The organism is Pseudomonas sp. TWI923 (genome assembly GCF_039673365.1).
GTDB classification, from domain to species: Bacteria; Pseudomonadota; Gammaproteobacteria; order Pseudomonadales; family Pseudomonadaceae; genus Aquipseudomonas; species Aquipseudomonas sichuanensis.
Window position 1 is genome coordinate 1 of record NZ_JBDJLM010000111.1, and the last position, 10,634, is coordinate 10,634.

Consider the following 10,634-nt stretch of genomic DNA (forward strand, 5'->3'; position numbering starts at 1 on the left):
CCGTCTTTGATGCGCCGGCCTGCCAGTTCGGTGTCGCGGGCTTCGCGGGTCAACCCGCTCCCACAGGTTCGGCGCATGACCTGTGGGAGCGGGTTTACCCGCGAAGCAGGCAACTCGACCCTTCAGGTCCGCACTGCGAAGCGCCACAAGAGCGCAAACCGTGTCCCCAACTCCTGCCAGAACAACAAACAAAGGAGCCACCCCATGAAGCCCGCCGCTTCGCCCCAACCGCGCCGTGCCGCCGCCGCCGCGTTCATCGGCACCATGATCGAGTGGTACGACTTCTACATCTATGCCACCGCCGCCGCCCTGGTGTTCGGCGCCTTGTTCTTCCCCTCCGACAACAGCCTGTTCAGCACCATGGCCGCCTTCGGCACCTTCGCCGTGGGCTTTTTTGCCCGGCCTTTGGGCGGCATCGTCTTCGGCCATGTGGGCGACCGCATCGGCCGCAAGAAATCCCTGGTGATCACCCTGGTGATGATGGGCGTGGTCACCGTGTGCATCGGCCTGCTGCCGACCTACGCGCAGATTGGCGCCACCGCGCCGGTGCTGCTGATTGTGCTGCGGGTGGTCCAGGGCATCGCTGTGGGCGGCGAGTGGGGCGGGGCGGTGCTGATGGCCGGCGAGCATGCGCCCAAGGGCCGGCGCAATTTCTTCGCCTCGTTCGCCCAGCTGGGCAGCCCGGCCGGCCTGATCCTCTCGCTGCTGGCCTTCGGCGTGGTCACCCGCCTGCCGGAAGAGGACCTGATGAGCTGGGGCTGGCGCGTGCCGTTCCTGGCCAGCGCGGCCCTGTTGCTGGTGGGGCTGGCGATTCGCCTGGGGGTCAACGAGTCGCCCGAGTTCCTCGCCAGTCGCGAGCAGGCGCACAAGGCGCAGCGCAAGGAGCAGGCGCCAGTGCTGGAGGTGCTGCGCACTGCCTGGCGCCCGCTGCTGCTGTGCATTGGCGCCAATACCCTGGGGATTGCCGGGGTCTATTTCACCAACACCTTCATGATCAGCTACACCACCCAGCAACTGCACCTTGAGCGCTCGCTGATTCTGGAATGCCTGTTCTTCGTGGCGGTTATCCAGTTCTGCGTGCAGCCGCTGGCCGCCTGGTTGTCGGAGAAGCTCGGCGCCACGCGCTTCCTGGCCCTGGTGGCGCTGCTGGCGATGGCCTCGCCGTACCCGATGTTCGTGCTGGTCGGCAGCGGCCAGGCCTCGCTGATCGTGCTCGGCATCGCCCTGGCGGCGGCGTGCATGGCCTCGTTCTACGCGGTGATCGCCGGCTACGTCAGTGGCATGTTCGAAACCCGCGTGCGTTACACCGCGATCTCCCTGGCCTATCAGGTGTGCGGCGCCATCGCCGGAGGCCTGACCCCGCTGATCGGCGCCTGGCTGGCCCATAGCTTCACTGGCCAGTGGTGGCCAATGGCGCTGTTCTACAGCCTGATCGCCTGTATTTCCCTGGTCTGCGTGCTGGCCCTGGCGCGCCAGTACAGCCGCAGCCAGCAGCTCGAACTGGCCTGATTCCCTGATTTGTCTGGAGTACCTGCAATGTTGAAAAGCAACGGCGAACGCCTGTGGGCGAGCCTGATGGCCATGGCCGAAGTCGGCGCCACCGCCCGTGGCGGCAGTTGCCGCCTGGCCTTGAGCGACGAGGACAAGGCCGGTCGCGAACTGTTCGGCCACTGGTGCCGCGAGGCCGGGCTGAGCCTGAGCGTGGACGCCATCGGCAACCTGTTCGCCCGCCGCGAGGGCGTCGAAACGGATGCTGCGCCGGTGATGATGGGCAGCCACCTCGACACCCAGCCCGAGGGCGGGCGTTTCGACGGTGTGTATGGCGTGCTGGCCGGGCTGGAAGTGGTGCGCCGCCTGAACGACCTCGGCATCCGCACCCGCAAGCCGCTGGAGATCGCGGTGTGGACCAACGAGGAGGGCGCCCGTTTCACCCCGGCCATGTTCGGCTCGGCGGTGTTCACCGGCAGCCTCGACCTGCAGCAGGCTCTGGCGATCCGCGATGCCGACGGCGTCAGCGTGGCCGATGAACTGCGCCGTACCGGCTATGCCGGCCAGCGCCCGTTGGGGGGCGCGGTGGATGCCTACTTCGAGGCGCACATCGAGCAGGGCCCGATCCTCGAGGACAACGCCAAGGCGATCGGCGTGGTCAGCGGCGGCCAGGCCATTCGCTGGCTCGACGTGACCGTGGAAGGCATGGCCGCCCATGCCGGCACTACGCCGATGGCGCTGCGCAAGGACGCCCTGTACGGCGTGGCGCGGATGATCCAGGCCGTCGAGCAACTGGCCAGCGACTTTGCCCCCGAGGGCTTGACCACCGTGGGCGAGCTGGACATCGCCAAATCCTCACGCAATACCATCCCCGGCCGGGTGCGTTTCACTCTCGACCTGCGTCATCACCGCGACGAGGCCATCGAGGCCATGGAGCGCGATATCGGCTTGCAATTGCAGGCCATTGCCTGTCAGCGCGGCCTCAAGGTCACGGTCGAACGCCATTGGGTCAGCCCGGCCACGCCGTTCGACGCCGACTGCGTGGCGGCGGTGCAGCAAGCCGTGGACGGGCTGGGCTACAGCCAGCAAGCCATCGTCAGCGGTGCCGGCCACGACGCCATCCTGCTGGCGCGCTACTGCCCGACGGCAATGGTGTTCATCCCTTGCGTCGGCGGCCTGAGCCACAACGAGGCCGAGGACGTGCTGCCCGAGGACGCCCGCCAGGGTGTCGACGTACTGCTCAATGCCGTGCTGGCCCGTGCCGGCCAGGTTGCCGAAGGAGACGCCTGATGCGCTGCTATTTCCACCCCGAACAGCTGCTGCACCACCCGCGCAGTTACTACTCCCGCGGTGCCATGCGCACCCCGCAGGAAGTCCCCGAGCGCGCCCAGCGCCTGCTGCAGGCCGCCAAGGGCCTGGGCTTTGACATCCGCCAGCCTGACGACGCAGGCCTTGCGCCGCTGAAGGCCGTGCACGGCGAGGCGTACCTGCGCTTTCTCGAAGAAGCCCATGCACGCTGGAAGGAAGTGCCTGAGGACTGGGGCGACGAAGTCATGTCCAACATCTTCGTCCGCGAACCCAACGCGCTGCGCGGCATCCTTGCCCAGGCCGGGCGCTACCTGGCCGATGGCAGCTGCCCGGTGGGCGAGCACACCTGGCGCTCGGCCTATTGGTCGGCGCAGAGTGCCGTTGCCGGGGCCAGGGCGATACTCGACGGCGAGCCCGCGGCCTACGCGCTGTGCCGCCCGCCGGGGCACCATGCCCGCTTCGATGCCGCGGGCGGTTTTTGCTACCTCAACAACGCCGCGGTCGCCGCCCAGGCCCTGCGCAGCCGTTACAGCCGGGTAGCGATCCTCGACACCGACATGCACCACGGCCAGGGCATCCAGGAGATCTTCTACGACCGCAGTGATGTGCTGTATGTCTCGGTGCATGGCGACCCGACCAATTTCTACCCGGGCGTTGCGGGTTTTGCGGACGAGCGCGGCAGCGGCGCGGGGGAGGGCTACAACCTCAACCTGCCCATGGCGCATGGCGCCAGTGAGGATGATTTCATGGCCCGGCTGGAGGTGGCGCTGGATGCGGTGAAGGACTTTGGTGCCGAAGTGCTGGTGTTGTCGCTGGGGTTCGATATCTATGAGTTGGACCCGCAGAGCAAGGTGGCAGTGAGCACTGAAGGCTTTGCGCGGTTGGGTGAGCAGATTCGTGGGTTGCGCTTGCCTTGCTTGATCGTGCAGGAGGGGGGGTATCACTTGGAGAGCCTGGAGGCGAATGCGCGGGCGTTTTTTGCGGTGAAGGAAGACTGGCGCTAGTGGCAACTGATTGACCCCATGGCCTGTCTTGGAATCGCATGTGGGCCACCAGGTGCCAGGCGACAGATTTGTAGCGCTCTTGAGATCGAGCGCCGCCCGCGCGGCGCATCGCTGGCAAGCCAGCTCCCACAGTCTGTTTCGGGCCAGTTATGCCTGTGAAGGTACCGCTGCCCGCCTTGGTGCATGTCTTAAGTCATGTGAGGCGCCAGTGGTGCCCACCTCAATACCGCGTCGTACAAACAAGGCGGACAGTGATGAAGTCACAGGAGTGACTGGCCCGAAACAGATGTGGGAGCTGGCTTGCCAGCGATGCGCCGCGCGGGCGGCGCTCGATCTCAAGGGCGCTGCAAATCTGTCGCCTGGCACCTTGCCGCCCACATGCAATCTGCAGCCAGGCCCTTGCCAGCCCCAGCCTATCAATCAGATTTCACACCTTCCCTGTAGTCCATTTCCCAAAGATAATGCCCGCGCATTTTTTCCGTTGCGGTGGCAATTTCCGCCTACTAGTCTCGCCGGGTCGCTGCACATCAGCGACATGGCTTTGACAGGCCGCGATGAACTGAATGCGTATGGTGTCGCCCTCAATGGCGGCTGTACGTAGGGCACGCTCGCGTGCGCCGGTCTTAACAGTTCCTCCGGTCTGTCAACCTACGTACAGCGGCCACCCACCTGTTTGACAGCAGAGTGGATGGTTGCCCACTTGAGGAACTGTTAATGCTCAAGATCGTCCCCGACCCACCCCATCCCCACACCTTCCTCGAAGACACCCTGGTCCAGATCAGCGAACACCTGCACTGCGCCCTGGCCGTCGCCCATCAATCCGTCCTGCTCTGCACCAAGTCCCCCGGCTCGATGCTGATGCTGGCCGCCGTGCACGAGATGGAAACGCTGCGCTCGCTGCTGGAATCGGCACTGGCGCAGGTGCAACGGGCGGCGATGCCGCAGCCCTTGCATTGAGGCCGAGCCCGTTCGCCAGCGAACGGGCCGCCACACCCAACGCAATGACTTCGAGGATTACGGTATGACCACGGACAACCCAACACCTCCCACCACTGCCGGCAAAACCCGCTTCTGCCAGGGGCAAGACAGCCCCCAGCCGCTGTTTCGCATCGAACCGGGCATACCCTGCGATCACGCCCGCGAACAGGCCTCTGAACTGCTGGACTGCGTGCGCCACCTGACCCTGCTCGGGGTCATGGAGGAAGACCCGCGCATGGTCTGGGCGGCGTATTACCTGAGCGCCATGGCCAAGGCGTTGCTCGATGACGCCGAGCTGGGCTTGGCGCATTGAGTCGGTAATAGGGACCGCTGAGCGACCCATCGCCGGCAAGCCGGCTCCCACCCCGACCCCACCAAAATCATGCCTTGGGGTGCTTTTGTGGGCGCGGGCTTGCCGGCGATGGGCTGCGCAGCAGCCCTGCACAAGCCAGTTACTCCCACATTTGTTGCAACGTGCCGAACCTGTGAGGCCATGGTTGCCAGCCTTGGCGCATGGCTTGCGTCAGGTGGGGCGGCAGAAGCGCTGCCGGCGATGAAAGCGAGGCGGGTTTAAACCCCGCCTCGGCGCACATGCTTCACCAACACCTTCTCCAGCAACTCCCACATCGCCGGGTCGGTGCTGAACGCCACATTGAAGCGCATCCACCCAGTGGCCTTGGCATCGACCATGAACAGCTGCCCAGGCCCGAGCATGATGCCTTTCTCCAGCGCATCGTCCAGCAGCGCCGCGCTGTCCGGGATCGCCGGATGGCGGGTCCAGATGTACATCCCTTCGTCCGACTCGATGAACAGCTCGAACCCCAGCCGATGCAGATGCCGGCCCACCTCCTGATGGGCCTCGGCCAGGCGCTGGCGCAGGCGCTTGAGGTGCTTGCGCCAGCGGCCGTCGATGATCGCGGCGTACACCACGCGCTCCATCACCTGCGAGGTGGTCAGCCCCGAACGCATCTTCAAATGCAGCAACTGCTGCATCAGTTCGGGGTTGGCCAGCAGGTAGCCGACGCGCACGTTGGGCGAGATGCTCTTCGAATAACTACCGACGTACACCACCTGCTGCAGGTGGTCGAGGCTGGCCAGGCAGGGCAGCGGGTCGGTGATCATGTCGGCGTACAGGTTGTTTTCCACCAGGCGGAAGCCGTGGCGGCTGGCCAGTTGCAGCAGGCGGTGCAACTGGGCCAGCGGGGTGCGCGAGCAGGTCGGGCTGTGCAGGTGCGGCTGGGTGAAGAAGGCGGTGGGCTGGTGGTGCGCCAACAGTCGCTCAAGGTGGTCGAGGTCGTAGCCGGCCGGGGTGCGGGGCACGCCCACCAGCGTTGCGCCCTGAGTGCGCAGGATGCTCATCAGGTTGGGGTAGCCGGGGTCGTCCACCAGCACTACGTCGCCGGGGCGCACCAGGGTGCGCACGGCAAGGTCCAGGGCCTGGCTGGCGCCGTGGGTGAGCATCAGTTGCGCCGGGTTGGCGACGATCGACAGTTCCTGCTGCAGGTTCTGCGCGGTCAGGGCGCGCAGCTCCGGCAGGCCCATCGGGTCGCCGTAACCGGACAGTTCCAGCGGGCTGCCGGCCACCTGGCGCATGCCGCGGCGCAGGCCTTCCTCGTACATCCAGTCATTGGGCAGCCAGCCGCAGCCGGGCTTGAAGGGCAGTTGGCGGGTCTCGAAGATCTGCTGCAGGTACCACTCGGAATTGAACGTCGGGCGGGTGCTGTCCGTTTCGATGTTGGCTTTATCCACCAGCTCGTTCGCCGCACGATTGACGAAGAAGCCCGCATTGCCCTTGCTCACCAACAGGCCCTGGGCCACCAGGCGGTCGTAGGCCTCGACCACGGTGAAGGTACTCACCGAGTAGGTGGCGGCAAAGGCACGGATGGACGGCACCTTCGCCCCTGGCTTGAGCGCCTGGCTGTCGATCAGCGCGCGCAGCCCGTCGATGATCTGATTGACCAGCGGGGTGGAGGAGTCCGGGTGTAGCTGGAGCATTCGGGGTGCCTTCGGGGGTGCGTAACGCCAAGCGCCGGCCGGGAATTCGGGGTGTATTGCATCGGCGGCCTGTACAGTGCAGTACAGATTTCGCACCGCTGTGCATGGCTCAAAGTGTTCGACATTTTTACATTACGTGTCAGAAATCGCCAACACAGCACGAACCAGCGTCATGAATAATCATAAATTCGCTGCTTTACCGTCGGGGTTCGCCTCGCACCTTCTTTCTGCCCGGCCGGCCGCCTTTGGTTCGGACCCAGCATGGTTCAGTTCGTTCAGAGGGCAACCTCTGGCCGCGTAAGCAGGCCGCCACGGATGGCCTGCGTGTGCTCGCGCACACCTCCCTGCCCGCATTTGCACTGATGTACAGGTGAGACCGATAACCATCGGGGTTTCACAGTTTTTCCTTGGATAAAAAGAAGCACGGGGTAAATAACTGATGGACGCAACATCCACATCCACCACCGCGAACGACGGGCACGAGAGCAAGCTCAGTGCCTCGCTCAAGTCGCGCCACCTGACGATGATGTCCATCGCCGGGGTGATCGGCGGCGCACTGTTCGTCGGTTCCGGCAGTGTCATCCACAGCGCCGGCCCGGCAGCCGTCCTGGCCTACCTGGCTGGCGGCATCCTGGTGGTGCTGATCATGCGCATGCTCGGCGAGATGGCGACTTCCTCGCCTGACACCGGCTCGTTCTCCACCTATGCCGACCGCGCCATCGGCCGCTGGGCCGGCTTCACCATCGGCTGGCTGTACTGGTGGTACTGGGTGATCCTGATGGCCTGGGAAGCCTACGTGGCGGGCAAGATCCTGCACGGCTTCTTCCCCGACGTGAGCGTCAACGTGTTCGTGCTGGCCACGACCTTGCTGCTGATCACCGTCAACTTCTTCAACGTCAAGCACTACGGCGAGTTCGAGTTCTGGTTCGCGCTGATCAAGGTGGTGGCGATCGTCTGCTTCCTGGTGGTGTGCACCGCGGCGGTGATGAACGTCTGGCAGTTCGGTGAAGTGCGTGGCATCAGCCACCTGACCGCCGAAGGCTTCATGCCCAACGGCATCACCACGGTGATCGGTGCGTTGCTGGGGGTGATGTTTGCCTTCCTGGGCGCCGAGATCGTCACCATCGCCGCCTCCGAAGCGAAGGACCCGGCCACCCAGATCGTCAAGGCCACCAACTCCGTGGTGTGGCGCGTGTGCCTGTTCTACGTCGGCTCGATCTTCCTGATCGTCTGCCTGGTGCCGTGGAACGATCCGCAGCTTGGCGTCTCCGGCTATGGCGCTTACCGCCGTACCCTGGAGCTGCTGGGTGTGCCGTACGCTGAACTGCTGATGAACTTCGTGGTGCTGACCTCGGTGAGCAGCTGCCTGATCTCCGGCCACTACACCGCTTCGCGCATGTTGTTCTCCCTGGCCCAGCGTGGCGACGCGCCGCGTCTGTTCAAGTTCACCCGCACCGGCACCGGTGTACCGGTGAACGCGATCATCGGTTCGTGCCTGGTGGCGGTGTTCTGCGCACTGATCAACTTCAGCGACACCCTGCGCCCGAAAGACGTGCTGGAAACCCTGATGAACACCACCGGCATGATCGCCTTGCTGGTGTACCTGGTGATCGCCTTCTCGCAGCTGCGCATGCGCCGCAAGCTGATTGCCGAAGGCAAGGAAGTGCGCCTGAAGATGTGGCTGTTCCCTTGGCTGACCTACCTGGTCATCGCCTTCATCGTTGCCGCTCTGGTAACCATGGCCTTCATGCCTGACTACCAGATCCTGGTGATCTCCACCGGCATCGCTGCCGCCGTGGTGGTGGCCATGGGTGTGGTGCACCAGATCCGTAGCGCCAAGCGCGCGTAAGCGCCGAGCGTTGCACAAGACGGCCGGGCCCTTTGCGGGGTCCGGCCGTTTTCGTTCAGTGCACCGGGCCTGCCTGGTCGAAGCGCAGCGCCTGGTTGGGGCCAAGGCGCACATGCTGCCCGCCGCTGTCGAGCTCGGCGCTGCCGGCCTGCAGTTCGACGTCGGATTGCCCGCCCTTGCGCACCAGCGCCAATTGCCCGTCCCGGGTGGCCAGGGTGCCGTGCTCGGTGACCAGCAGGAAGGGCCGCGGGTCGTCATCGGCCACCTCGACGTAGAGCCCGCCTTGCAGCAGCGTCAGGCGCCGTTGCTGGGTGTCGTATTCCACGTCCACCGCGCTGTCGGGCTGCAGCACCAGCAGGCTGCCGTCCTCCAGGTGGCGGGTCAGTTGCTGGCTGGCGGTGGTGCGCAGGTCGGCCAGGTCGAAGCCTTGGCTCATCCACGGCGAGCCAAGCAAGGCGGAGGCGGCGACCAGTGCGAGCAAGATCAGGGGCAGGGTGGTTTTCATTGATGTGCGCATGCAGGGACAGACTTGCAGCATAGTCACTCGGTTCCGGCGCTCCACTGGGCGAATGGCTTATGCTGCACACATCCGCCACGCAAGGAGCCACACAATGGCCTGGTCCGCCACCCAGTACTCGCTGTTTGAAACCGAACGCACCCGCGCCGTGCGCGACCTGCTCGCTGCCGTGCCGCCACGCCCGGTGCGCCATGCCACCGACCTGGGCTGCGGCCCGGGCAACTCCACCGAAGTGCTGTTGCAGCGCCACCCCGATGCGCAGGTGACCGCGCTGGACAGCGACCCCGACATGGTCGACAAGGCCAGGCAGCGGCCGCGCCTGAGCATCCCGCGGGTGCGCTGCGAGATCGCCGATATCGGCGGCTGGGCGGCCCCCGAACCCCAGGACCTGATCCTCGCCAACGCCTCGCTGCAGTGGGTGCCCGACCACGCCAGCCTGTACCCGCACCTGGTACGCCAGCTCAGCGAGGGCGGCAGCCTGGCGGTGCAGACCCCGGACAACCTCGACGAACCCGCGCACCGGCAGTTGCGCGACATTGCCAGCCAGGGGCCGTGGGCCGACAAGTTCGCCGACTTCAGCTTGCCGCCACGGCACAGCGCGGCGTTTTATTACGACCTGCTCAGCCCGCTGTGCGCGCGGGTGGATGTGTGGCGCACCACCTATCATCACCCGCTGCCCGGTGGCGCCGAGGCGGTGGTGGAGTGGTTCAAGGGCTCGGCGCTACGGCCTTATCTGGCGCGGTTGGACGAAGGGGAACAGGCGGATTTCCTGCAGCTGTACCTGCAGGCGATGCAGCGCGATTACCCGCCGGCCACTGACGGCAAGGTGCTGTTGCCGTTCCCGCGGTTATTCGTGGTGGCGACGCGTTAGGCGCCAGAGCACGTAGCCGTAGATGCCGAGGTTGAGCAGCAACACGACGGTGCCTAGCCATAGCTGGATCTGTGGGGTGAGCCCGGCGGGGTAGATCAGGGGCCAGATGTAATGTTCGACGAAACCGCCTTGGTAGCCGGCGCTGCCGGCGGCGGTGCGCAAATGGTTTTCCCAGTCGGTCAATGGGCACTGCAGGTGCAGGCCCTCCACGGCCAGGCCCCAGGCGAGGGCGGGGAGGTGGAGGATCAGGGCTTTGCGGCGCCAGAGCACCAGCAGGCCGCCGAGCAGGACCAGGAGGATGAAGGTCAAATGGAGCAGGACCAGGGTGTCGGCGGCCAGGCGGTAGAGCATGGGGTGGGGGCTCGGGGGGAGGGGGTTCAGCATAAATCAGATGTGTGTCTGGGAGGGTGCTGCTTTTAAGATGGGTGCGGTTTAAGTTGCTAGTTTCTTAGTTTCTTAGTTTCTTAGTTTTTGGCTGGATGTTCTGTTGTGTTGGTTTTGATAGTTGTATGTGCATTCATTTGTGATGTCGACGCGTAGTCACCTTTCCGCCCTTACGGCGGGTTACTTTTTTTCTTGGAAAAAAGTAACCAAAAACCGCTCGCTCCATTCATACGGCCCTCC

10 protein-coding genes are annotated in these 10,634 nt (G+C 65.0%); 7 read left to right on the plus strand and 3 right to left on the minus strand.

What is annotated here, in order from left to right:
- Positions 1–204: 204 nt before the first annotated feature.
- The 5 genes from ABE459_RS24465 (at position 205) to ABE459_RS24485 (ending at position 5,091) form a co-directional block, all read left to right on the plus strand.
- Positions 205–1,509, plus strand: coding sequence for an MFS transporter (locus ABE459_RS24465; protein ID WP_125464531.1), 1,305 nt, complete (start codon positions 205–207; stop codon positions 1,507–1,509).
- A gap of 27 nt (positions 1,510–1,536) precedes the next feature.
- Complete coding sequence (locus tag ABE459_RS24470; protein ID WP_323828988.1) at positions 1,537–2,778, plus strand: Zn-dependent hydrolase; 1,242 nt, start codon at positions 1,537–1,539, stop codon at positions 2,776–2,778.
- Entirely contained in the window at positions 2,778–3,800 is a 1,023-nt protein-coding gene (locus tag ABE459_RS24475; protein ID WP_323828990.1) for a histone deacetylase family protein, read from the plus strand. Before ABE459_RS24470 ends, ABE459_RS24475 begins: the two co-directional genes overlap by 1 nt.
- A gap of 714 nt (positions 3,801–4,514) precedes the next feature.
- Positions 4,515–4,757, plus strand: coding sequence for a hypothetical protein (locus tag ABE459_RS24480; protein ID WP_323828992.1), 243 nt, complete (start codon positions 4,515–4,517; stop codon positions 4,755–4,757).
- 64 nt (positions 4,758–4,821) lie between these two features.
- Positions 4,822–5,091, plus strand: a complete 270-nt coding sequence (locus ABE459_RS24485) for a DUF3077 domain-containing protein (protein ID WP_125464527.1) — start codon at positions 4,822–4,824, stop codon at positions 5,089–5,091.
- Between the two features lie 257 nt (positions 5,092–5,348).
- On the opposite strand, the gene ABE459_RS24490 is transcribed toward ABE459_RS24485, so the two are convergent.
- Complete coding sequence (locus ABE459_RS24490) at positions 5,349–6,773, minus strand: PLP-dependent aminotransferase family protein (protein ID WP_110996152.1); 1,425 nt, start codon at positions 6,771–6,773, stop codon at positions 5,349–5,351.
- A gap of 439 nt (positions 6,774–7,212) precedes the next feature.
- Here ABE459_RS24490 and ABE459_RS24495 point away from each other — a divergent pair, with 439 nt between their 5' ends.
- Positions 7,213–8,622, plus strand: coding sequence for an amino acid permease (locus tag ABE459_RS24495; protein WP_323828995.1), 1,410 nt, complete (start codon positions 7,213–7,215; stop codon positions 8,620–8,622).
- Positions 8,623–8,677: 55 nt separating this feature from the next.
- Here ABE459_RS24495 and ABE459_RS24500 read toward each other — a convergent pair whose 3' ends face one another.
- Entirely contained in the window at positions 8,678–9,127 is a 450-nt protein-coding gene (locus ABE459_RS24500; protein ID WP_323828997.1) for a FecR domain-containing protein, read from the minus strand.
- A gap of 106 nt (positions 9,128–9,233) precedes the next feature.
- Between ABE459_RS24500 and tam the strand changes: the two genes are divergently transcribed.
- Entirely contained in the window at positions 9,234–10,010 is a 777-nt protein-coding gene (gene tam, locus ABE459_RS24505; protein ID WP_125464524.1) for a trans-aconitate 2-methyltransferase, read from the plus strand.
- Here the strand turns inward: tam and ABE459_RS24510 are convergent.
- Positions 9,987–10,361: a DUF2784 domain-containing protein gene (locus ABE459_RS24510; RefSeq protein ID WP_323828999.1), complete on the minus strand. Its 375-nt coding sequence runs from the start codon at positions 10,359–10,361 to the stop codon at positions 9,987–9,989. The two genes, tam and ABE459_RS24510, sit on opposite strands and share 24 nt — an antisense overlap.
- Positions 10,362–10,634: the final 273 nt, after the last annotated feature.